Genomic DNA, 22,734 nt, shown 5'->3' on the forward strand with positions numbered 1-22,734 from the left:
CATAAGCGTCTTAGTTTTTTTGGAGGGAAAAAATCGTGAAAACTACTATATCTCAAGTAAGTAAGTTCGTTGGTGAAGAAGTAACCATCGGGGCATGGCTTGCCAACAAACGTTCAAGTGGAAAAATTGCCTTTCTACAGCTTCGTGATGGTACTGGATTCATTCAAGGTGTTGTCGTTAAAAGTGAAGTGGAAGAAGAAGTCTTTCAAAAAGCAAAATCATTGACTCAAGAAACGTCTCTATATGTAACAGGAACGGTTTCTGAAGATTCCCGTTCACCGTTTGGATACGAACTGCAAGTGAAAAGCGTGGAAGTGATCCATGAAGCCGTGGATTATCCAATCACACCGAAGGAGCATGGAACTGAATTCCTGATGGACCATCGTCACCTTTGGTTACGTTCCCGTAAACAGCATGCCGTGATGAAAGTGCGGAACGAAATCATCCGTGCTACATATGAATTCTTCAATCAAGAAGGATTCGTTAAGGTGGATCCACCGATCCTAACGGGAAGCGCACCGGAAGGAACGACTGAATTATTTGCTACTAAATATTTTGAAGAAGACGCATACCTTTCCCAAAGCGGTCAGCTTTACATGGAAGCTGCAGCCATGGCATTAGGAAAAGTATTCTCTTTCGGTCCTACATTCAGGGCGGAGAAGTCAAAGACCCGTCGTCATCTGATCGAGTTCTGGATGATTGAGCCTGAAATGGCATTTTATGATTTCAAGGATAATCTGGAAGTACAGGAGCAATATGTGTCTTATATCGTTCAATCCGTACTGGATAACTGCAAGCTTGAATTGGACCGCCTGGGAAGAGACCTGTCTAAACTTGAGCAGATCAAAGCTCCGTTCCCGCGCATCACGTATGACGATGCCCTGAAATTATTGCATGAAAAAGGCTTTGATGATATCGAGTGGGGAGATGACTTCGGTGCCCCACACGAAACAGCCATTGCTGAAAGTTACGATAAGCCTGTGTTCATCACCCATTATCCGACTTCACTAAAACCGTTTTATATGCAGCCGGATCCAGATCGTGATGATGTGGTATTATGTGCAGACTTAATTGCTCCAGAAGGGTATGGAGAGATCATCGGTGGTTCAGAACGTATCCATGATGCAGAGCTGATGAAAGCGCGCATCGAAGAGCATGAACTGGCTTCAGACGCATACAAGTGGTACCTGGAATTAAGAGAATATGGATCTGTTCCTCATTCCGGCTTCGGTCTTGGGCTTGAAAGAACAGTAGCCTGGATCAGCGGAGTAGAACACGTAAGGGAAACCATCCCATTCCCACGCCTACTAAACCGTCTGTATCCTTAATAAAAACAGCCAAGAGCTGGCAGGATTGCAAACTCAATCCTTGCCGGTTCTTTTCTTTTCACTCATAATAGTAAAATTACCCAGGAGGCTCAACTCACGCCCGGCGGAAAGTGGGCACCTTACGCAGAAATCAACCATTGCTCTCTTCTTTAAAGCAACAAAGTTTACGGAAAGAACCGCTCATTTTCCAACTTTCTTCTAATCCATAACCATGTCCACATATATTGAATCGTGATATACTAATGAGTGAGGTGTACTGAATATGGATTATAAACAATTAATGGTGTCCTGGATCGAAGAGGGGACACTGAACATCCCGCAATTATTATTATCAAATTACCATACACTGGGTTTAAATGAATCAGAGTTTGTCCTGGTATTGCATATTTACGGTCATTTGGAAAAGGGAAACCATTTTCCGACACCGGAAGAGCTTTCCAAGCCCATGAGTATTTCCAGTGAATTTTGCTCATCCCTATTACGAAAGCTCATTCAACAACGATTTTTATCGATTGAAGAAGGTTCATCAGCAGAAGGAATCCTGTTTGAGAAGTATTCTCTCAATCCACTATGGGAAAAAATGGCAGAATTTGTCATCCATGATTCGAAAATGAAACAAATGCAGCAATCGATGGAAGAAGAAGCGGATATCTATACGACATTCGAACAGGAATTCGGTCGTCCTCTGTCTCCATTAGAATGTGAAACCCTGGCCATGTGGCTTGATCAGGATGATCACAATGCCATCATCATTAAAGCAGCATTGAGGGAAGCGGTCATTTCAGGGAAACTGAACTTCAGATACATCGATCGGATTCTTTTTGAATGGAAGAAGAGTGGTGTGAAAACCATTGAAGATGCACGAAGTCAAAGCCAGCGCTTCAGGTCCCACCAAAAACCGGCTGCTTCGAATGAATCAGCTTCTTCTCCTAAACGAAAATCAGTACCATTCTATAATTGGCTTGAGCAATAAAACAATGAAAGGGACTGACTCTCAAATTTTTAGGGTTGGTCTCTTTTTTTGATACAAACCATTCCTTGGGTTGGAGGTAGCAGGATATATGTTAAATAAAAAACAAATACATATTTGTCTCGATGAAATGAGAAAGATGTTCCCCGATGCACATTGCGAACTACGTCATGACAATCCTTTCGAACTCGTCATAGCAGTTCTTCTATCGGCACAGTGTACGGATGTCCTTGTGAATAAAGTGACAAAAAGTTTATTTGAAAAATATAAAAGACCTGAGGACTATCTGGAGGTCACGTTAGAAGAGCTTCAACAAGATATACGCTCAATCGGTCTGTATCGAAATAAAGCTAAAAATATCCGCAAATTGTGTGAAATCCTTCTTACTGAGCACGGGGGAGAAGTACCGAATAGCCATGAAGAGTTAGTGGAGCTTCCCGGGGTGGGCAGGAAGACGGCGAACGTCGTGGTTTCCGTTGCCTTTGGAGAACCGGCCCTCGCTGTCGACACCCATGTTGAACGGGTCAGTAAAAGATTGGGGATCTGCAGGTGGAAAGACAGCGTATTGGAAGTGGAAAAAACGTTAATGAAAAAAATTCCGAGAGAAGAGTGGTCGGAAACTCATCACCGGTTGATCTTTTTCGGGAGGTATCACTGTAAAGCGCAATCTCCCCAATGCGAGGTCTGTCCCTTGGTAGACCTGTGCAGGGAAGGTCAAAAAAGATTGAAGAAAAAGGGCAGCATATGAGTGGTACCTTATTCAATGTCCCTAGAGAATTGAGAGATCCTTTTTTCTTTTCCGAGGATAGAGTGAAGATAGAGGAGTCCAACATCGATCCTTGTGATCCTGTTTTTGCATATGAGATCCTTTATTACAATGAGATGAGTCCAGATTCCCTGCCTTGGCTGGTTCAAGGGGAATGGGTGAAAGATATCATCATGGAGTGGGAAAAAGAAGAGGACCATCTTAAAGGGCTATTCAAAAGCCGCTCAAAAGGCCTATTAGAGTGGATGAGAAAAAGTATCGGCAGGTTTTATGTGCTTTTGTATTGGAGCAATAAGCAGCCGGTTAATTTGGATAATTGGCAGTCATCAATTGAACACTTTACCTTAAAGCCTGTTAATGTCATTGAACGTTTAATCTTCATCAGAAATAATCCGGCACTCTATCATTCATTCATTCAGCTGTCTCAGCTTTTTGAAGAACTATATAAACAATATGCCAAGCATCAGGCGCTTAAATCAATCAGAAATAAATAAGGCAACGAGAGGAGTCTCCCGTTGCCTTATTTTTATTCTTGATTTCTTCTAGGTTCTGATTGAGTAGCAGGTGTACCAGTGCCAGCCCCGCTACCATCTCCGGTTCCAGTTCCCCCAGTGCCATCTCCGGTCGTTCCGCCATCACCGGTTCCAGCGTCACCGCCACCGTCTGTTCCACCGTCACCTGTCCCGTCTCCTTCAGGAGGAGGAGTGGTGCCATCTTCGTCACCTGTAGTACCGCCATCGTTACCGGAGTTATCATCATTTCCGTTTCCTTGGTCGTTACCGTTACCATTTCCATTTTCATTACCATTTCCTTGGTCATTCCCGTTTCCTTGACCATTTCCATTATTACCTTCGTTATCTCCATCAGGTTTTTCTTCATCCTTTTTATCCGCTTTTACTTCTACGTTTACGGATGCAGGGTTACTTCGTTGATCACCTGAAATGGCTACAACTTCAAAGGTAAAGGTTCCTTCGGATTGAATGTTTTCGACATTTAATCCTTTTTTGTCTGTAGTCGTCAAGACTTGTTTCGCTTCACCATTGATGGATACGGAAACCTCAAACTGTACGTCTTTCTTTTTACCGTAATCCCATGCAAGGGTGATGGTTTTATCCTTCTTATTAAACTTACCTTTCAGTTTGGAAGGAGCATCGATTTTATCGAATTCCTTGGAAACCTTGGAAGGTTCCGTTCCCTTAACGAACAGCTCTGTGATGATTCTGTCATCAGGCGTATATTCGCTTGGCAGTCTCGCAGGATCGCTTCCCATTTCCACTTTTGATTCCACTACGCTGTCAGGCTTTTTAAAGTCAGCTGTATCGACACCATCGTGAACATAGCTCATCAAATCACTTACGATATACTGAGCGACATGTCGATCAGTAGGAGAAAGCGGGATGGATTGAGTCTTATAGCCGGTCCAGACCGCTGCCGTGTAATTTGTTGTGTATCCCACGAACCATGAATCTGGAGCACCAGATTTAGCGATGCCGTATTTTTCACGTTCGTCTTGAGAATAGTTGGTCGTACCGGATTTACCTGCCATCGGCAACCCGGGCACTTTAGCGAATTTACCCGTACCTTGAGGGTGATCGATGACGCTTTTCAGCATATCGGAAACCATATAAGCCGTGTATTCCTTCATGGCCGGTTCTGGCTTGTTTTCATTCTTAATTTCTGTTTCACCGTCACGCAGGACGACTTTCGTTACAGTGTGGGGCTTATTATAAACACCTTCATTACCGAATGCAGCATACGCCCCGGCCATTTGTACGGAGTTTACACCAGGTGAAACCCCTCCAATGGAGGCAGATTCATAGTAATGATCGAACTTCAGTCCGAGTCCGTTGACGAAATCGGCCGCTTTCTCGGCACCAACTGCCTGGAAGGCTTTTAAAGCTGTGATATTCCTGGAATCCCACAATCCTTCACGGATGGTGATCGGTCCTTTGAATTGACCGTCGTAATTGTTGATTTCCGTTCCGTTTGAATATTCATATGGCTCATCTTTTAAAATATGGTAAGTTGACCATTTTAGATGTTCGATGGCAGGAGCGTAATCAAGTAATGGCTTGATGGTCGATCCCGGCTGACGCTTTGAGTCGATGGCATAGTTAAAGCCACGCTTGACCTCGGGATCTTGTTCTCTTCCTCCACCAATGGCTCTGATTTCACCGGTTTTCGTATCCATAAGGGTTACGCCGGCCTGCATCGGCTCATCCGCATTCTCCGGATAGCTGAAACTCGTATTTTCACCCGCCAGGATTTCTTCCAAACGTTGTTGTGCATCAGGGTCGACAGTAGTATAGACTTTTAAGCCATCAGAGAATAAATTGTAATCTCCCATTTTCTGAACTTCATCTATCACCGCATCCACAAATGCAGGATACTTATCTCCATTTTTCTTTTCCACATCTTCAGCCGATACCAGTCCTTCTGTAATTGGGACGGCTTGAGCAGCTTTCTTTTCTTTTTCAGTAATCTTACCGTGCTGAGCCATTAATGACAGAACGATATTACGTCTTTTTTCAGCACTTTCAGGATGCTTAAGAGGGTTATAATTGTTTGGACTTTGAGGAAGTCCTGCAATCATAGCTGCTTCGTTCAGCTTGATATCCTTGATGTCTTTCCCGTAATAATGATCAGCAGCTGTCGCCATACCATTGATCCCGTCAGACATATATACCTTATTGAAGTACATTTCAAAGATTTCTTCTTTTGTATATTCCTGCTCAAGTTTCAAAGCAAGCCATGCTTCCTGAGCTTTTCTCTTTAAGGTTTTCTCAGGACTTAAAAAAGAGCCCTTGATGACCTGCTGTGTGATCGTAGAAGCACCTTCTGAACCGAATCCTCCGGTTACATTGGCAATGACTGCCCCGCCTAAACGGATCAGATCGATCCCGTTATGTTTATAGAATCGGTTATCCTCCGTTGCAATGACAGCGTCCTGCATGACCTGAGGGATGTCGTCGAAGTTTGCATACTCCCGTTTTTCTTTTCCCACAGTCGTGATCAGATCTCCGTTCATATCATAAATTTCAGATGCGATCGGATCCTTCAGCAATTTTTCGTCGAGCTTTGGTGCGCTAGATGCGTAATAGGCAAATAACCCTGCACCTGCGAGCATCCCGATGATCCCGATAATAAATAATGATATAATGACGCGCTTAACCATAGAGCCTTTCTTCTTGCCCTTAGGGGATTTAGACTTCTGTTGGGCCAGGCGTTTTTCTTCCCTTGACTTATATTGACCAGCCATATTGTTTCCTCACTTTCAGGTCTTCTCTGTTTTTAGTATTGTCTAAGATTAAAAATATACTACTCATAATGAGATGAAATATAGATTAACTCATTTTCCTTAAACTAAAAATATAACTGATGGACTATTTTTAAATAATCGACCCTTGGATGGAGTCCCAATGGAATGGAAAACCCTTTCTCTTCCATTTCCTCCCGCTTGATTGATTTTCTTCCGCCTCCTGCCATGCGATCCCAGTATACACGCAGTGCTTCATAGGGGAGAAGGAAGACTTCTTCTGAGACGGAGAATCTTATAAGTACGAATGTGATGCCTTCCTGCTTATGGACATTTTCCATATGAAGAATCTGGTGTTCATGAAAATTTTGAAGGGGGAATGAAGTCTTATTTTTCGTTTCCTTCGCTTCAAAGTCAATGTATCTTCCTTTGTAGACCCCGTTATAGTCTGTCGTTGACGGCTGCTTAAAGTACGCTTCCTTTATGACAGCGGCACTCCTTGAAGGATAGTGAACATCCACAATTTGAACCGGGGTGGGTTTTTTATGAATCACCGCTTTTTGAAACGTCAAGTAATATTGATTCGTTTCATTGATATCTTCTTCCAGTGTCATCCCCCTGTTGCTATATGATATTTGTTTCGGTTTTGCCTTGGGCTTTTTTGAGGGTAATGTCGCTTCCACATATTTCTTTCCATTGGGGTAATGGAATTTCATGGTAATTCACCTCGCAGACTAATCTATATCATAACAGAAACCACTCCATTTTGTGTGAATAATTGTTTACAAATCTCCTCACTCTAGGACTAGATGGGAAGGAGGGATAAAAAGGATGAATAAATTCAGCAATACTTATCGCTTTTTACCCTATATACCTGAACTTAAACGTAGAAATGATTGGATTAAATGTGTAAATCAACTGGTGGATGAATACAATGAGGATAATATATCGCGCACCAAAGCTTATCAAGCATTTTTTCTCCTTCATCCCGAGATCAAATGGTCTTTCCTGGCCGCTATGGTATCAAGGAATGCAGGGTGGAATATGACCGATTTGAAGGGGGAGATCTTCCCGGGCCTTTTGAGCCGTAAGACATGCGACCTTCTATTTAAGACTTATGAAAGAGCGAATTGGAGCATCTTTCAGGATGCTTTTCCTCAACTCCTTCTCTATCATTATTCGACGTTATATAAGAAGAAAATGTTTCATTTCCTTAAAGACTTTCACATCTCGCATTTTATGGAAGAAGAATGGAATCGGTTCTGGGAGGAGAGGGATGAAAGGAGATTGGTGCAGTCACTCATCATAAATGAACAGAACCTCATACAGGGACCGGTCATCGAACATGGGATTTATAAGAAAAAGGTGTTTGGCACGTCGCTCTTCTTTATTGAAGATCACCTGCACTTCAGTTCCGTACTCTTCCCGACATTATATGGAGATCTTTACGGAGCAAGTGTACATGGTTTCAGAAAAGTTGATAATAGAATCAAGTTGGGAAATATCTTATTTGAGCTATTATTCCATCCTGATTACCATTGTATTTTTCTTGAGTTTGCATCGAAAGTAGAGCATACAGGTTCAAGGACGGATTATGAACGATATTGCCATGGAGCACCTGATACGAATACACCTGTTCTAAAAAAGGCATACGGAGAAATATCACATAATTGGGGTCATCACACGGATTGGTCCGTGGACAAAACAATCGAGGAAACATGGTATAAAAGACAAGGTCTCCCGGAAGAGGTGATCATGACCAAGTGGTATTTCCATAAGCAACGGCAGCTAAAAAAACTGGCAGTCGCAAAAAGGGCTTTCAAGAGGATATGGCCATGGCGAAAGAAAAAGAAGATGCGGACATCTTGATATGTCCGCATCTTCTTTTTGAATTGGTCCGGGCAAAGCCCATCCGCTTTTTTAGTAGTCCAGCTCCGGGGCTTAGAGGCTCGAGGTCATAAGTCAAGAACACCAAAAAGGCAAAGGGCGCCTTTCCGGTGTTCTCGCCTTATGCTTGTCGCCTCTGAGCAAAGCCCCTCCGCTTTCTTAGTAGTCCAGCTCCGGCGGCTAGACCCTCGAGGTCATAAGTCAAACCATCCAAAAAGGCAAAGGGCGCCTTTCCGGATGGTTCGCCTTATGCTTGTCGGGTCTGATCAAGCCGCCTCCGCTTTCTTATGTCGAAGGTCTGTTTTCACCTTCTAGTTTGGGGTTGCCTTTGGATGCTTTGGTTTCGGCTGTTTGTTGTTTGCTTTGTTTGTTTTTAGGATTTTTCATTGAGTAACACCTCCACCCATAGTATTTTGAGTTTTGGTACCTTTTATTCAGGAGCTGTCGAAACATCATTTTCTGCATGTCCTTTTTGCACTTTCTTTGGCGAAACGCTTCTAGTTTTGTCAGGGGGGAAGGGAAAGGAATGCGGACGGAGAATTACTGTATTAATCCAAAAAAAAGGTGGGAGGATTCACATGCTTCCAAAACAAGATATTATGTTAAAGTTAGCTGAAATCGAAGAGAGCCTCAATCAATTAGAACAGAGCCTGCATGACCGAATCTCAGTTGAAGAGCATGAAGGATTGAGTACCCTATCCGATCAGATACAGAAAATGGACAATCACTTAAGCTCTGTGGAAAGAAACACAGGATCAAAATCCATCCTTAAGAATAGAGAAAAGTCCTATGTCTTACAAAAACTTGAATTATCCTTTAAGACGTCTTAAACTGATTTTATAAGAAAGTAGCATGGTGCTACTTTTATTTTTTGTCTAGATTTTTCATGGAGGGCTTTTTTTGAAGGAATTGAAAGAAGTAACTGAAGAGCTTCTCGTACTGGTCGAGAGGATGATGAATGAATATAAAAGCAGGCGCGAGTCAGGTGAAAAAGGGGAATTTTACAGTGAAGTGAAGCCCTTTGCTGATGAAGTAAAAGAAAAGAATGATCGCTGGAAGGACTTGTCCCTGAATTGGATTAAAGAGTGTAAACCGAAGCATATCCATTTTCCTCAGATTATCAATACTTTCGACAATATTGAAATGTTATCGGTCCATTGCTTCTTTCCTGAGTCCAGTTACAACCGGTTCATCAGCCATTACCAATCTGTTTCGTACGTTCTTGGAACAGAGCTCGATGAACTGAAAGAAAAATAAGAGGCTGCCCTTGGCAGCCTCTTTCTTATGGAGTTGAAATCGCGTTTTCTTCTAGTGTATTGATCTCTTTCGCTAACCCTTTGTAGTGATGAAAGGAGATTTCATTTGAAATATAAAGTTTTTTAGCCAGTGTAAGAAGTTCTTGTTGGTCGGTTGCTTGATACTGTTTATTGCTTTCATATCTTTTCAGCAATTCGTTAAGGTCCATCTTGATTCCTCCCAATACACATATTTCATATGAATGATGATAGCTCTCTATCTACCTTCATCCTATCATAGAAAACCCTTTCTTTAAGTTGTAAGAATAGTGTAACTTCCGACAATTTTCTCAGGGGTTGTCGAAAGATCTTAATGGGTTCTTTCACCATTTTTCCGTATGTACATAAAGTATAGTAACCACGAACAGTAGGGGGGCTAAGTATGAATTCTTCACCTTATTCGAGACAGATGCGATATCAGCCATACCCATATCACCATTCTCAGACTCAGAATATGGTTCCGTTGGTGAACTATCCTTTACACGGGATGAGACCGCCGAATTATGGACCTTATCAACCCAATTATTTACCACAGCCGGATGGACCATTCACAGGTGGCGGGGGGCAGATAAACCAATATCAGCAGATGAATCAACCTCAGCAGATGAATCCATATTTTGAAAATCCTCTTCAGCACAAAGAATACAATCCATATCAAATGAAAGCGATGGAACAGCAGTCATACGCGAATCCCTACCCGAAAGCCTCTTTTATGGCGAAACCTTCTTCAGGTGGGGTAAGCGGGATCATGAACTCCTTTAAGTCGCAGGACGGATCGTTGGATTTCAACAAAATGATGAATACGACAGGACAAATGATGGGTGCCATCAATCAGGTTTCCTCTCTTGTAAAAGGCTTAGGCGGGATATTTAAATTCTAGACCAAAAAGGAGCTGCACTCCCGCAGCTCCTTTTTCATTTATTCAATTGGTATTCGCTTCCCTGATTCCTTGTTCACTTTTACTGTTAATAAACCATCTTTATAAGAAGCCTTCACATTCTTTTCATTAACAAGCCTTGGAAATGAAACAGTTCTACTGCTTTTTCTCATGGATTGCTTCCTTTTGATTGTCTGGTGCTTTTCATTTTCTTCTGAATATATTTCTTTATGGGTCACTGAAATCGTGATGTACTGTGGGAACACATCGAGTTGTATTTGCTCTTTATTTACACCGGGAAGTTCCGCAGTGACGAGATAATGATCATCTAGTTCAGTCAGTTCAACCGGGAATGAACCAAAAGGGTTCGCAGAGGACGTGAAGAATTCATCGATACTTTGTAACATTCCTTTCATCGGCCTTTCATGAAAGAATTCATTCATGGTATGCATCAGGTCACCAAAACCGCCTTTGTTTGAATCCTTGGACATGGGGATGCTCCTTTCACAAGAAACGTATTCATACTAGCCTATGTCCGACTAAAGAAAATGTGCATTTGTCCTATGAAACCAATCGATAAAAAAGGGGGGAGAGTGACTCTTCGCTCAGCTCTTTCATTTTTTTGAAAAAGGATGAATATGGAAAGGTGGTTTTTTTACTTTAGTTTCGAACATAGATTCGGTAAAATGAGTAGTAGAGGTGATAGAGGTGTTCAAGAGAAATAACCTTCAGCAGTTGATTGAATATTTTAAGAACGATCCGGATTTCAATAAACAGATAATTCATTGGCATACCATTGATGAAAAACCTGCCCAATTGGTAGAATTGCCATTTGAAATAGATGAAAGAATTAAAGAAGCATTGCACAAGAGAGGGATGGAAAAGCTTTATACCCATCAACATTCAGCTTTCCAGCTGGCAATGGAAGGGAAAAGCTTCACGGCCGTCACACCAACCGCTTCCGGTAAGACGCTTTGCTATAATCTCCCTGTGCTTCAAACCATTTTGAATAATCCTGATTCCCGTGCCTTATACATTTTCCCAACGAAGGCACTTGCACAGGATCAGAAGAGTGAGCTGAACGAAATCATCGCAGAAGCCGAGGTTTCCATCAACAGCTATACATATGACGGTGACACGTCTGCAAATATCCGTCAAAAGGTGAGGAAAGCGGGGCATATCGTCATCACGAATCCTGATATGCTGCATTCAGCTATCCTCCCTCATCATACGAAGTGGGTGTCCCTATTTGAGAACCTGAAATATGTCATTATCGATGAACTTCATATATATAGAGGGGTGTTTGGCTCCCATGTCAGCAATGTGATCAGAAGATTGAAACGCATTTGTGAATTCTATGGGGCCTCACCCGTATTCATCTGTACATCTGCAACGATCGCCAACCCAAAAGAACTGGCGGAGCAATTGACGGGAACGGAAATGAATTTAATAGAGAATAACGGGGCGCCAAGTGCAAAGAAACATTTCGTCTTCTACAATCCACCCATCGTCAATAAACCTCTCAATATCCGACGGAGCGCGACGCTCGAGGTGAGGAGGATCGCTGGCGAACTATTGAAAAATAAGGTGCAAACCATCATATTTGCGAGAAGCAGGGTAAGGGTGGAAATCATTCTTACGTACTTACAGGAGTTGGTGAAAGGTCAATTAGGTCCGAAATCCATCAGGGGTTATCGGGGCGGGTACCTTCCCACCCAGCGAAGGGAAATTGAGAAAGGCTTAAGGCAGGGTGACATATACGGGGTTGTCAGCACAAATGCCCTTGAATTAGGTGTCGATATCGGACAATTGCAAGTATGCATCATGACTGGATATCCCGGGACGATCGCAAGCGCCTGGCAGCAGGCAGGAAGAGCGGGAAGAAGACATGGGGAGTCCTTGGTCATCATGGTGGCGAGCTCCAGTCCACTGGATCAATTCATCATCGAACATCCCGATTATTTCTTTGAGCAGACCCCTGAAACCGCGCGGATCAATCCTGATAATTTAATCATTCTCATTGATCATATCAAGTGTGCGGCTTACGAGCTCCCATTCAGGGAAGGGGAGCAATTTGGAAGACATGAAATGGAAGATATACTGGAATTTCTCGTAGAAGAGCGGGTCGTTCATAAAAATGGTGATAAGTGGTATTGGATGAACGATGTTTTCCCGGCACATAACATCAGCCTTCGCTCGGCGTCACAGGAGAATGTCATCATCATCGATCAAACCGATATTTCATCCGTGAAGGTCATTGGGGAAATGGACCGTTTCTCTGCCATGACGTTATTGCATGATGAAGCGATATATTTACATCAGGGTGTTCAGTTTCAGGTTGAAAAGCTCGATTGGGAAGAAAAGAAGGCGTTTGTACGAGAGGTCGATGTCGATTATTTTACGGATGCCAATCTAGCTGTACAATTAAGGGTACTTGAAACCGACAAAATGAGAGAATCGGACATGTTCGATGTGGCGTACGGGGATGTAACCGTTCAAGCGATGGCCACGATATTCAAGAAAATAAAATTCGACACCCATGAAAATATCGGTTCAGGACCGATTCATCTTCCTGAAGAAGAGCTCCATACGAGCTCAAGCTGGATATCGTTAAAAGACGCGGCCGCTTTCAGTCAGGAACGACTTGAAGAGGGGCTTATCGGGGTTTCCCAAAGCCTGAAATCGATCATCCCTCTATTTGTCATGTGTGACCCAAGCGACATTTTCGTTGTGCCACAAATCAAGGCCGCCCATAATGAGCTGCCCACCATCTTTATTTACGACCGGTATCCCGGCGGAATCGGACTCAGTGAAAAAGTATATGAACAGATAGAGAAGATTCTTCTTGAGACATCTTCCATGATTGAACGATGTCCATGTCAAAACGGCTGTCCGTCCTGCATCGGTATGGAGCATTCTATGGAGACTGCCAAACTCGATTCATTGAAACTTCTTCGTCAGTTCCTTCAATGAAAAATGGAAGGAGGGAACCGGGATGTCTTTGAAAAATAAATTAACAAGAATGAAAAAGCATATTATCCGGGAAGAGGAAGGGGAGCCTGCAGCGCAATCGGAAGACCATTCATCGGATCTGCCTTTTTGGGATCTATGGAAAGAAAATGGAACGACTGCGTATTATATTGATGATGATTTCTGCCTGGTAAAGGAAAAGCGTTATCCCATTCATCACCAACATGGTGATTACACGTTTAAAGATTTTATAAAAGCCGTAGAGGCATGGCAGGGGTTTACAGGCGATCATCCCTTGTCTTCTAAGGGGCTTCACCATGAAGATTTGTTTTTTTTCGATACGGAAACGACCGGACTCGGCGGAGGGGTAGGAAATACCATCTTTCTATTGGGACATGGCAGGGTAACGGATACAGAAGTGATCGTGACCCAGCACTTCCTGCCACAGCCGGGAAGTGAGATCCCTTTGTATCACAGCTTCTTGAGCAATGTAGATTACAATACGCTTGTCACGTACAACGGAAAGGCATTTGATTGGCCTCAGGTCAAGACAAGGCATACCCTTATTAAAGACCATGTACCAAAACTGCCTGCATTTGGCCATTTCGACCTTTACCACGGTTCCAGAAGACTCTTTAAACATAAATTGGACTCCGTCAAGCTCATAAACGTCGAACGGAATATCCTTGGGTTTAATAGAGTAGATGATGTACCCGGGTACCTTGCTCCGATGATTTATTTCGATTATATCGAGCGAAAAGATCCTGAAGGTATCTTCAAGGTCATGACCCACAACGAACTGGATATCTTATCCCTCATCACGCTTTATACTCACCTGACGTTCCAACTCCTGAACGTTCATGAAAAGGCGACCGGGCATGAACGGTTCGAAGTCGGCAGATGGCTCGAATATACAGGTAACAGGAAAATAGCGAGGGAACGCTACGAGGAAATCATTAAAGAGGATCATGACCCAAACTTTAAGGCAGTACATCAGCTTGCCCTTCAATATAAAAAAGAAAAGCAGGAGGAAAAGGCAATTGAGTTGTGGGAAGGCATCCATAAAAATGCACCTGTTCCCATACGGAAAGCTGTTCTGTTGGAATTGGCAAAATTGTATGAGCACAAAACGAAAGACCTAGAGCGGGCTCTGGAGATGTGCAATCGACTTTTGGCCTTGACTGATGAAACGGTGGAAACGAAAGATAAGCACCTCAAAATAATAGGGAATCTGAATCATCGCAAGTCACGGATAGAGGATAAATTAGACAAAAATACAGGTTTTCTTTCCCGGAGGAGCAAAGAGAAAAATTTATAGTGAGAAAGTGGTTCCATCTCCTTATTTTTATATTGAGAATTTTCTAAAGTAGATGTAAAATGAATAATTGTGTTGAAAATTTTTAACTAAAAAAGGAATGATGAAATGAACCGTGCAATCTTAATTTTGTTCTTTGTCGTCATTGGTTTAACAGCCTTTGTTTTTACCAATTATTCACAAAGTTTATATAGCTTAATGTAAGCCTTCGAAAATAACTTCCTAAAAATAGGTATTTTCATTAGTACATGTACCCTCTCTATTTCATAGGCTATTAATGTAGCAACCAAGAGATGAAAGGAGAGCGTTACGATGTATTGTAGACCAAGACCTAATCAAGTGCTTCCTGCAGTTATGCACCCGACAAAATGTTGTGTGAATCACAACATGACTACCTATGAGGTGCCTCATATTCACCCGACACACACAACCAATGTGAATAATGTTATGTATCAACATAAACATTATTTCCCACATACACAATCACAAGTAGACAGTGTGTCACACCAACAGTTTAATTGTGGTGGCGGACCAGGGGGACCTCAAGGACCAGGTGGCCCGGGATTCGGACCTCGTCCAAGACCACCATTCGGACCATACGGTATGGGAAGATAATAAAATCAATGATGTCAGAGGGATGACTCTAAAGACTGGATTCAGTGATACAGTGCCCTGCACTGTATCACTTTCCTAAGGAGAGCGCAGTCTTTTATGGAGTCATCTCTTCTTTTTCTGATGGGAAATCGCAACATGGTTATTTCCCCGTCTCAGAAATCAGTGAAATATGATACAATAGAGTGAGAAAGTTTGGGGTACGCTAGTAAAGAGAATCGAAGGTGCCCAAAGATTATTAAAGGGGTTTTCCATGTGGGGAAAGTTGCATGCATTACTGGATATAAATCCTTTGAATTAGGAATTTTTAAGCAGGATGACAAAGCGGTTCATTACATAAAGCAAGCATTGAAGAAAGAACTGGTATCTCTCCTCGATGAAGGATTGGAATGGGTGCTCATCAGCGGGCAGCTTGGTGTAGAGCTGTGGGGAGCAGAAGTTGTATTTGAACTTCAGGAAGATTACGCCGATCTTAAACTGGCTGTTCTGACCCCTTTTATTTCTCAGGAGGAAAACTGGAACGAACAGAATAAGGAATACTATGAACTGATTCTTTCTCAAGCCGATTTTGTCGAAACCATCTCGAAAGACCCTTATAAGAATCCTCAGCAGTTTCGCAACAAGAATCAATTATTTTTGCACAAAAGCCATTCGTGTGTGATTCTATATGATGAGGAAAAAGAAGGTTCGCCCAAATATTTTTATGAAGAAGCGAAAAAAAAGAAACAGTCCGATCCTTCATTTGATCTCAGGGCAATCAGCTTCCATGATTTACAGTGGATCGTTGAAGAGGAACAGTGGAAGACAGACTGAAGATTTCGTGACTTAACGGGCTTTTCAGAGGTATTGGAATCACTGAAGTATGAAATGCGATTGACAAATTGATGGTTATTTGAAAAAATGATATTGATAAATATAGAGGTGAATAGAATGATCTCAGATAAAGTGAAGTTAACGGCAAAGGATATTCTCGAGAAAGAGTTCAAAAGTGGAATGCGAGGGTATAAGCCGGAAGATGTCGATAAATTTTTAGATTTGATTATTAAAGATTATGAAACCTTTCATCAGGAGATAGAAGACTTACAGCAGGAAAACCTGCGACTCAAAAAGCAGGCAGAGGGTGCTCTGAAGCAACAGCGTTCAGCTGCTCCCCCTCAACAGACCGGGACTACGAATTTCGATATTTTAAAGCGTTTATCGAATTTAGAGAAACACGTTTTTGGTAACAAATTATACGACTGATATTTCCAGTTGAATAATTGGGGGATTTACCGTATAATTAGGTATTGCTGATCCTTAATAGTGTTTGGGTAATCGCTGCAACGATTCGTTGTAGAGGAAAGTCCATGCTCGCACGGTGCTGAGATGCACGTAGTGTTCGTGCCTAGCCAATTCATAAGCTAGGGCAGTCCAACCCGGGCTGACGGCAGGGAAAACACCTACGTCCTTTACGGATATGGTGTGACTACTTTGAAAGTGCCACAGTGACGAAGTCCTGTTAGAAATGGCAGGAGTGGAACGAGGTAAACCCCACGAGCGAGAAACCCAAATTTGGTAGGGGAACCCTCTCAAAGGAATTGAACGAAGAGAGGGACAAAGGGATTTCCTTTGTAGATAGATGATTACCACCCGAGTACGAGACGAACAGTCGCCTGCAGTACAACGGAACAAAACATGGCTTACAGGACACTGTTACGGGATAAGAGCAATATGGATTAAATAATGCAAGTGACTGATACATGCAGGTAATACACTGCTCTTTTGTATCAGTCCTTTTTATTTTATAGGAAACAGGACCATACTATCGATATAGGCATATTTATGAACGGGGTGACAAAGATGAGTACATATACATTGATCGCAACGGCTGCCATGGGTTTAGAATCCATCGTTGCCAAAGAAGTGAAGGATTTGGGGTATGAATGTCAGGTCGAAAATGGAAAGGTCATCTTCAAGGGAGATGAAACGGCCATTGCACGGGCCAATATGTGGCTTAGGACCGCTGACAGGATCAAAATCCTTGTAGGTGATTTCAAGGCTTATTCCTTCGATGAATTATTTGAAAATACAAAGAAGCTTCCGTGGGAGGACTTTCTCCCTGTAGACGCAGAGTTCCCTGTGCAGGGGAAATCCGTTAAATCAAAACTTTATAGTGTCCCTGACTGTCAGGCAATCGTGAAAAAAGCGATTGTAGAACGGCTGCGTACCGCTTACAAGCGAACCTCATGGCTGGACGAAACCGGTCCTCTATTCAAGATCGAGGTAGCCATCCACAAAGATGTGGCGAGCATCACCCTCGATACAAGCGGTCAAGGCCTCCATAAACGCGGGTATAGAATCGGACAAGGTGAAGCGCCTTTAAAGGAAACTCTCGCAGCTGCCCTGATTCAATTAACCACCTGGAATCCTGACCGTCCTTTTGTGGATCCATTCTGCGGGTCCGGGACGATTGCCATCGAAGCTGCGTTGATCGGACAAAATATTGCTCCTGGCTTCAATCGTGAATTTCTGTCAGAGGAGTGGCCGTTGATGCCTGCCGGTGTGTGGGAGAAAACACGTTTGGAAGCCGAGGATTTGGCTAACTATGACCAGCCACTTGAAATACTCGGTACGGACATCGATCACCGAATGATTGAAATATCGAAAGAGAATGCACTTGAAGCGGGGCTTGGCGATCTGGTGAAATTCAAGCAAATGCAAGTCCGGGATTTTACTTCGGAATTGGAATATGGCATCATCGTCGGAAATCCTCCATACGGAGAACGTTTGGGTGAACGTAAAGAAGTAGAGAAGATGTATCAAGAAATGGGAAGGGCCTTTGAAAAACTGGATACATGGTCTGTATACATGCTGACTTCCCATGAGAACTTTGAACAATGCTACGGAAAACAGGCTACAAAAAAACGGAAATTGTTCAATGGATTCATCCGGACAGACTATTATCAATTCTTCGGGCCACGTCCGCCAAGAAAGTGATAATCATCAGATTAGTGGAAAAAGATGTTGAAGTTCAGAATAACCCTCTCACTTCCTGCGTATAATAGTTCTATCATTTTTAGAGGAGTGAAAGAGGATGGACCATTCTTTCATCGATTTCCACAAAATCTATCAGGCATTACAAAGCTCTATTTCTTCCATTTCAGGTGAAGAAGCGGAGGCCGTACAAATGAACCTCCATGAAGCCTCAAAAAACCTGGATCAGGCATTTCAATATGAATTATTGAAAAAAAAGAGAATATACGACTGAGTGCACTCTCGAAAAGCTAGGGACATCCATACAACTGGTAGACTCACCCTTTGTATGGAGAGTCTCTTTTCTTTTGGTTGTAGAAGGATCCAGAGCTCGTGAAATAAAATATCGATTATCCCTTTTCAATCAGAAAGAATTCTAGTAAATTAGAAATATTGCGTTACGCAGGAGGTCCATATGAGAAGGAAATTACCATTTGAATTAACCAAGGAGCAATCCTTTTATGAAGCATTATCCGATTGGGTCGGGGATGTTTTTTATGATGTACTGCCAGATAAGGGTTTTGATCTTCGGGATGAACAGGTCTTCATGGCCTTTCAGCTCAATCAGGCGTATAAGAATAAGCAGGTCATGTTTGCAGAAGCGGGTGTTGGTACCGGTAAGACCCTTGTGTATCTTTTATATGCCCTATCATATGCAAGGTATACGGGAAAGCCTGCCATCATCGCCTGTGCGGATGAAACCCTCATCGAGCAGATCGTCAAAAAAGAAGGGGATATTGAGAAGCTTGAGAATGCCCTCGATTTAGACATAGATGTTCGTCTGGCAAAGTCAAGGGAGCAATATCTGTGTATCAAGAAATTAGAAGAAAATGCGTCTCAAAATGACATCTATCAGGATATGTGGGAAGAACTGCCGGGCTTCGTCCATGATAATTCCTCCATGAGAAGCTTCAGTCATTACGGGGATCGCAAAGAATATGCCGGGTTGTCAGATGAAGCATGGAATTCTGTAGGCTGGGACTCCCTTCAGGACTGCATGTCCTGCGCCTATCGCCATCGCTGCGGACTTACGCTTCATCGTGAGCACTACCGGAATGCGGCTGACTTGATCATCTGTTCCCATGACTTTTATATGGAACATATCTGGACGAAAGACAGCAGAAAACGGGAAGGTCAGCTGCCTCTTCTTCCGGAAGCAAGTTCAGTCGTCTTTGATGAAGGCCACCTGTTGGAATTTGCTTCACAGAAAGCGATGACCTACCGGATGAGGATGGAGACACTTGAAGGACTGTTGGAAAAGCTGTCATCATCTGATATGAGGGAGGAGACCCTTTATATCATTGAAGATATCATGCTCGACAATGAAAAGTGGTTCGAGCTTCTTGAGAAAGAATCCAAAGGGGAATCTGGATCCGATAGGCAGTACATCCTGCGTTCACAAGCGATTTTACAACAGGCCAGGTCTCTTACGGAAAAAATCGAGAACCTGCTGAATGAACTCGTTTTTGAAAGTGAAATGTATGTTATGGATGATTACCTGTTGAAAGTAGTGGAAGAATATCTGGAGCAGATTCAGTATTCATTGAAGCTGTTTATAGATGATGAAAAAGGAATCTACTGGTTGGAAACTTCAGAGGAAGAACACACCTTTGTGGTAATGCCGAGATTAGTGGAGGAAATCCTGAAAGAACACGTGTTCAATCAAAATATACCATTTATCTTCTCTTCTGCAACCCTATCCTATAACGGGGACTTTTCTTATGTGTCACGATCGCTGGGGATTGAGAAATATGAGAAATTTTCAGTGGAATCTCCTTATGAATATGAAGAGATGATGAAAGCACATATCCATTCTTTGAATTCAGGTATCCATTCGAAAAATCAATATGTTTGGGATAAATTACAGAGTAATCAAGGGAAATCATTGATTCTTTTCACATCCAAGGATGAGATGAACGCCTTTAGGTCGTATCAGAATCAACAGGCGGATCAAAACTGGAGTGTCATATATGAAGGTGACCGTGAGATAAGTGATACGGTAGAACAGTTCCAGCAGGAAACGTCTACGGTCCTTTGTTCCTATCACCTGTGGGAAGGATTGGATGTGCCAGGGGAGTCCCTATCACAAGTGATCATATACTCACTGCCATTCCCGCCAAAAGACCCCGTCTTTGATGCGAAACGAAAACATGCCACCGATTCCGTGGAAGAAGTGGATCTTCCTTACATGATCCTTCGCTTGAGGCAGGGAATCGGACGTCTGATTCGGACAAGTGACGACAAGGGGAGCATCCACGTTCTTTTGAATGATGACGAAACCTCATATAGAGAATTGGTAGAGTCCGTTTTACCCGTTGGGATTGAAGTATTGAACGCCTAGTCAATTGAAGTTGAAAACCGCCTTATTGGGCGGTTTTTTTGTAATATGATAAAATAGATTGAATGTTAAAAAAAAGGGGGCTTTTTAAATGAAAGAATCAGTACTAGAGACAAAAGATCAATTTCATGAATATGTTAAAAAGATGTCGGCTTACAACGAAGCGCTTGGTTTGATGTTCTGGGATTTGCGTACAGGCGCTCCAAAAAACGGCGCAGAACAACGATCAGAAGTAATCGGGATGCTTTCCTCTGAACTCTTCGAGATGTCCACTTCCAATGAAATGGCCGCTTACTTAGCGAAACTATCTCAAGAGACGGATCAACTGGATCCCATGACACAAAAACTAATAGAAGAGTGTCAAAAAGAGTATGATCGAAATAAAAAGATTCCAGCATCTGAATACAGGGAATACGTGGTATTACAGTCAAAAGCGGAAGGTAAATGGGAAGAAGCGAAAGAAAAAGCGGATTTTGACATGTTCAAGCCTTATTTAGAAAAGCTTGTGGCTTTCACAAAACGCTTCATAGATTATTGGGGATACGAAGATAATAAATACAATACATTATTGGATATGTATGAGCCTGGTGTCACGGTAGATGTATTGGATAAGGTATTTGGTGATCTTCGTGATAGAATCGTCCCTCTTGTACATAAGATTTCCCAATCAGAAAATAAGCCAAAAACGGATTTCCTTTTTGAACATTTCCCAAAGGAACGTCAAAAAGATTTCAGTTTAAAAGTCCTTGAACAAATGGGGTATGATTTCAATTCAGGAAGACTGGATGAAACGGTTCATCCGTTTGCGATTGGTTTGAACCCTGGGGATGTAAGGGTAACAACTAAATATGACGAAAAGGATTGGAGAACAGCCGTCTTCGGAACGATCCACGAGGGTGGACATGCCCTGTATGAACAGAACATATCAAAGGATTTGATGGGCACACCCCTATGTACGGGAACATCCATGGGCATCCATGAATCTCAATCCCTTTTTTACGAGAATTTTGTAGGCCGGGACCATTCTTTCTGGAAGCGAAATTATTCGTTATTGAAGGAGTATTCAACGGGACAGTTTGATTCTGTTGAATTGGACGATTTCTACAGAGCGATCAATGAATCCAAGCCTTCGTTGATCAGGATCGAAGCAGATGAATTAACATATGCCCTGCATATCATCATCCGCTATGAAATTGAAAAAGGATTATTCAATGATGAGATTGAAGTGAAGAATCTCCCGGAAATCTGGAATCAGAAATATGAAGAGTACTTAGGTATCCGCCCTTCCCATAATGGAGAAGGTGTCCTCCAGGATGTCCATTGGGCCGGTGGAAGCTTTGGTTACTTTCCGTCATACGCACTGGGTTATATGTATGCTGCACAATTAAAGCGTGCGATGTTAGAAGATATTCCTCATTATGAAGAGCTCCTGGAAAAAGGGGATCTTGCTCCCGTGAGAGAATGGTTGACTGAGCATGTCCATCAATGGGGCAAAATGAAAAAACCGCTTGAAATCATCAGGGAAGTGACTGGAGAAGGGCTTAATGCCCAATACTTGGCCGATTATTTAACGGAGAAGTATTCAAAGGTATATTCCTTAAATTAGACACTGGAGGCAAAAATCATGGAGATTAATGTAGCATCACTAGAGGATAAATTGCTGGTTGGGATAGGCTGGACAGGTCCATATGGAAGAGGGTCCGAGATCCCGAGACTATTCACCAAGTTTCAACAGATGATTCCATCCATTCATCATATAAATGGAGATGAATGCATATACGCACCTTTCCATGATAGGGCGACTGATTTTACGTACTATTGTACCGTTGAGGTTGATCGTGTCGAGAAGCTTCCACCGGGGTTAGTGGAACTGTCACTCCCTGCGGGTGAATACGCACACGCACTATATGAAGGTCTGTCGACGGAAGTGGAACAAGCCTATTTCGCCATCTTTAATTGGATTAAAGAAAACGGGTTTGAAAAAGACTACTCCAGACTGAGTGTCGAGAAGTACCTCTCCCAGGACCGTGAAATCAACGAAACGGAAGATAGAAGGAAATTAGAGCTGTTTGTTCCAATTAAACAGAAATAGAAAGCGGATGCTGCTT

Annotated in this window: 22 protein-coding genes and 1 other RNA gene; 19 read left to right on the forward strand and 4 right to left on the reverse strand. The window is 42.6% G+C overall.

The annotated features are described in order from the left end of the window. The first annotated feature begins 35 nt into the window (after positions 1-35). From asnS to AM506_RS10145, 4 genes are all read left to right on the forward strand, one after another. Positions 36-1,328, forward strand: a complete 1,293-nt coding sequence (gene asnS, locus AM506_RS10130; RefSeq protein ID WP_152968571.1) for an asparagine--tRNA ligase — start codon at positions 36-38, stop codon at positions 1,326-1,328. Positions 1,329-1,590: 262 nt separating this feature from the next. Then, complete coding sequence (locus AM506_RS10135; RefSeq protein WP_060672369.1) at positions 1,591-2,301, forward strand: DnaD domain-containing protein; 711 nt, start codon at positions 1,591-1,593, stop codon at positions 2,299-2,301. An 88-nt stretch (positions 2,302-2,389) separates the two neighbouring features. After that, the gene (gene nth / locus AM506_RS10140) at positions 2,390-3,046 is read left to right on the forward strand and encodes an endonuclease III (RefSeq protein WP_060672370.1); all 657 of its coding nucleotides are present in this window, start codon (positions 2,390-2,392) and stop codon (positions 3,044-3,046) included. Next, positions 3,043-3,558: a YpoC family protein gene (locus AM506_RS10145; protein ID WP_060672371.1), complete on the forward strand. Its 516-nt coding sequence runs from the start codon at positions 3,043-3,045 to the stop codon at positions 3,556-3,558. Before nth ends, AM506_RS10145 begins: the two co-directional genes overlap by 4 nt. Positions 3,559-3,590: 32 nt before the next feature. On the opposite strand, the gene AM506_RS10150 is transcribed toward AM506_RS10145, so the two are convergent. Further along, positions 3,591-6,323, reverse strand: coding sequence for a transglycosylase domain-containing protein (locus tag AM506_RS10150; protein WP_060672372.1), 2,733 nt, complete (start codon positions 6,321-6,323; stop codon positions 3,591-3,593). Positions 6,324-6,427: 104 nt separating this feature from the next. Continuing rightward, the gene (gene recU, locus AM506_RS10155; RefSeq protein WP_060672373.1) at positions 6,428-7,036 is read right to left on the reverse strand and encodes a Holliday junction resolvase RecU; all 609 of its coding nucleotides are present in this window, start codon (positions 7,034-7,036) and stop codon (positions 6,428-6,430) included. 115 nt (positions 7,037-7,151) lie between these two features. Between recU and AM506_RS10160 the strand changes: the two genes are divergently transcribed. From AM506_RS10160 to AM506_RS10170, 3 genes are all read left to right on the forward strand, one after another. Next, the gene (locus AM506_RS10160) at positions 7,152-8,189 is read left to right on the forward strand and encodes a DUF2515 family protein (RefSeq protein ID WP_082386311.1); all 1,038 of its coding nucleotides are present in this window, start codon (positions 7,152-7,154) and stop codon (positions 8,187-8,189) included. Between the two features lie 596 nt (positions 8,190-8,785). After that, positions 8,786-9,037, forward strand: coding sequence for a hypothetical protein (locus tag AM506_RS10165; protein ID WP_060672374.1), 252 nt, complete (start codon positions 8,786-8,788; stop codon positions 9,035-9,037). A gap of 70 nt (positions 9,038-9,107) precedes the next feature. Further along, positions 9,108-9,464, forward strand: coding sequence for a YppE family protein (locus tag AM506_RS10170; RefSeq protein ID WP_152968572.1), 357 nt, complete (start codon positions 9,108-9,110; stop codon positions 9,462-9,464). Between the two features lie 25 nt (positions 9,465-9,489). Here the strand turns inward: AM506_RS10170 and yppF are convergent, their stop codons facing one another. Further along, the gene (gene yppF / locus AM506_RS10175) at positions 9,490-9,672 is read right to left on the reverse strand and encodes a YppF family protein (protein ID WP_060672375.1); all 183 of its coding nucleotides are present in this window, start codon (positions 9,670-9,672) and stop codon (positions 9,490-9,492) included. A 212-nt stretch (positions 9,673-9,884) separates the two neighbouring features. On the opposite strand from yppF, the gene AM506_RS10180 reads away from it, so the two are divergent. Continuing rightward, entirely contained in the window at positions 9,885-10,382 is a 498-nt protein-coding gene (locus tag AM506_RS10180; protein ID WP_060672376.1) for a YppG family protein, read from the forward strand. Between the two features lie 38 nt (positions 10,383-10,420). Here the strand turns inward: AM506_RS10180 and AM506_RS10185 are convergent, their stop codons facing one another. Further along, the gene (locus AM506_RS10185) at positions 10,421-10,870 is read right to left on the reverse strand and encodes an Hsp20/alpha crystallin family protein (protein ID WP_060672377.1); all 450 of its coding nucleotides are present in this window, start codon (positions 10,868-10,870) and stop codon (positions 10,421-10,423) included. 217 nt (positions 10,871-11,087) lie between these two features. Here AM506_RS10185 and AM506_RS10190 point away from each other — a divergent pair, with 217 nt between their 5' ends. The 11 genes from AM506_RS10190 to AM506_RS10230 all read left to right on the forward strand — a co-directional run bounded on the left by AM506_RS10190 (position 11,088) and on the right by AM506_RS10230 (position 22,718). Further along, positions 11,088-13,352, forward strand: a complete 2,265-nt coding sequence (locus tag AM506_RS10190) for a DEAD/DEAH box helicase (protein ID WP_060672378.1) — start codon at positions 11,088-11,090, stop codon at positions 13,350-13,352. A 22-nt stretch (positions 13,353-13,374) separates the two neighbouring features. Next, positions 13,375-14,667 carry a ribonuclease H-like domain-containing protein gene (locus AM506_RS10195; protein WP_060672379.1) on the forward strand — a complete coding sequence of 431 codons (1,293 nt, stop codon included), beginning with the start codon at positions 13,375-13,377 and terminating at the stop codon, positions 14,665-14,667. Positions 14,668-15,018: 351 nt separating this feature from the next. Next, positions 15,019-15,279, forward strand: coding sequence for a CotD family spore coat protein (locus AM506_RS22080; RefSeq protein WP_268788388.1), 261 nt, complete (start codon positions 15,019-15,021; stop codon positions 15,277-15,279). Between the two features lie 252 nt (positions 15,280-15,531). After that, positions 15,532-16,089, forward strand: coding sequence for a DUF1273 domain-containing protein (locus tag AM506_RS10200; RefSeq protein ID WP_060672380.1), 558 nt, complete (start codon positions 15,532-15,534; stop codon positions 16,087-16,089). Between the two features lie 117 nt (positions 16,090-16,206). After that, entirely contained in the window at positions 16,207-16,518 is a 312-nt protein-coding gene (gene gpsB, locus AM506_RS10205; protein WP_034758475.1) for a cell division regulator GpsB, read from the forward strand. A 60-nt stretch (positions 16,519-16,578) separates the two neighbouring features. Beyond that, an RNA gene (rnpB, locus tag AM506_RS10210) (RNase P RNA component class B) lies at positions 16,579-16,963 on the forward strand. A gap of 152 nt (positions 16,964-17,115) precedes the next feature. After that, positions 17,116-18,252 carry a THUMP domain-containing class I SAM-dependent RNA methyltransferase gene (locus tag AM506_RS10215; protein WP_060672381.1) on the forward strand — a complete coding sequence of 379 codons (1,137 nt, stop codon included), beginning with the start codon at positions 17,116-17,118 and terminating at the stop codon, positions 18,250-18,252. A gap of 97 nt (positions 18,253-18,349) precedes the next feature. Next, positions 18,350-18,523, forward strand: a complete 174-nt coding sequence (locus AM506_RS22755) for a hypothetical protein (RefSeq protein WP_160316867.1) — start codon at positions 18,350-18,352, stop codon at positions 18,521-18,523. Between the two features lie 180 nt (positions 18,524-18,703). Further along, positions 18,704-20,629, forward strand: a complete 1,926-nt coding sequence (locus tag AM506_RS10220; protein ID WP_060672382.1) for an ATP-dependent DNA helicase — start codon at positions 18,704-18,706, stop codon at positions 20,627-20,629. A gap of 88 nt (positions 20,630-20,717) precedes the next feature. Beyond that, on the forward strand, positions 20,718-22,232 hold the full coding sequence (locus AM506_RS10225) for a carboxypeptidase M32 (protein WP_060672383.1): 1,515 nt from the start codon (positions 20,718-20,720) through the stop codon (positions 22,230-22,232). Positions 22,233-22,250: 18 nt separating this feature from the next. Continuing rightward, positions 22,251-22,718 (forward strand): GyrI-like domain-containing protein, encoded by a 468-nt coding sequence (locus AM506_RS10230; RefSeq protein WP_060672384.1) that lies wholly within the window; start codon positions 22,251-22,253, stop codon positions 22,716-22,718. The last annotated feature ends 16 nt before the right edge of the window (positions 22,719-22,734 follow it).

The organism is Rossellomorea vietnamensis (genome assembly GCF_001305855.1).
In the GTDB taxonomy this organism is placed as follows: Bacteria; Bacillota; Bacilli; order Bacillales; family Bacillaceae_B; genus Rossellomorea; species Rossellomorea vietnamensis_A.

Coding starts and splice junctions, on each gene's coding strand:
- AM506_RS10135 (WP_060672369.1), top strand. CDS start 1,591: ATGGATTATAAACAATTAATGGTGTCCTGGATCGAAGAGGGGACACTG.
- nth (WP_060672370.1), top strand. CDS start 2,390: ATGTTAAATAAAAAACAAATACATATTTGTCTCGATGAAATGAGAAAG.
- AM506_RS10145 (WP_060672371.1), top strand. CDS start 3,043: ATGAGTGGTACCTTATTCAATGTCCCTAGAGAATTGAGAGATCCTTTT.
- AM506_RS10150 (WP_060672372.1), bottom strand. CDS start 6,323: ATGGCTGGTCAATATAAGTCAAGGGAAGAAAAACGCCTGGCCCAACAG.
- recU (WP_060672373.1), bottom strand. CDS start 7,036: ATGAAATTCCATTACCCCAATGGAAAGAAATATGTGGAAGCGACATTA.
- AM506_RS10160 (WP_082386311.1), top strand. CDS start 7,152: ATGAATAAATTCAGCAATACTTATCGCTTTTTACCCTATATACCTGAA.
- AM506_RS10165 (WP_060672374.1), top strand. CDS start 8,786: ATGCTTCCAAAACAAGATATTATGTTAAAGTTAGCTGAAATCGAAGAG.
- yppF (WP_060672375.1), bottom strand. CDS start 9,672: ATGGACCTTAACGAATTGCTGAAAAGATATGAAAGCAATAAACAGTAT.
- AM506_RS10180 (WP_060672376.1), top strand. CDS start 9,885: ATGAATTCTTCACCTTATTCGAGACAGATGCGATATCAGCCATACCCA.
- AM506_RS10185 (WP_060672377.1), bottom strand. CDS start 10,870: ATGTCCAAGGATTCAAACAAAGGCGGTTTTGGTGACCTGATGCATACC.
- AM506_RS10195 (WP_060672379.1), top strand. CDS start 13,375: ATGTCTTTGAAAAATAAATTAACAAGAATGAAAAAGCATATTATCCGG.
- AM506_RS22080 (WP_268788388.1), top strand. CDS start 15,019: ATGCACCCGACAAAATGTTGTGTGAATCACAACATGACTACCTATGAG.
- gpsB (WP_034758475.1), top strand. CDS start 16,207: ATGATCTCAGATAAAGTGAAGTTAACGGCAAAGGATATTCTCGAGAAA.
- AM506_RS10215 (WP_060672381.1), top strand. CDS start 17,116: ATGAGTACATATACATTGATCGCAACGGCTGCCATGGGTTTAGAATCC.
- AM506_RS22755 (WP_160316867.1), top strand. CDS start 18,350: ATGGACCATTCTTTCATCGATTTCCACAAAATCTATCAGGCATTACAA.
- AM506_RS10220 (WP_060672382.1), top strand. CDS start 18,704: ATGAGAAGGAAATTACCATTTGAATTAACCAAGGAGCAATCCTTTTAT.
- AM506_RS10225 (WP_060672383.1), top strand. CDS start 20,718: ATGAAAGAATCAGTACTAGAGACAAAAGATCAATTTCATGAATATGTT.
- AM506_RS10230 (WP_060672384.1), top strand. CDS start 22,251: ATGGAGATTAATGTAGCATCACTAGAGGATAAATTGCTGGTTGGGATA.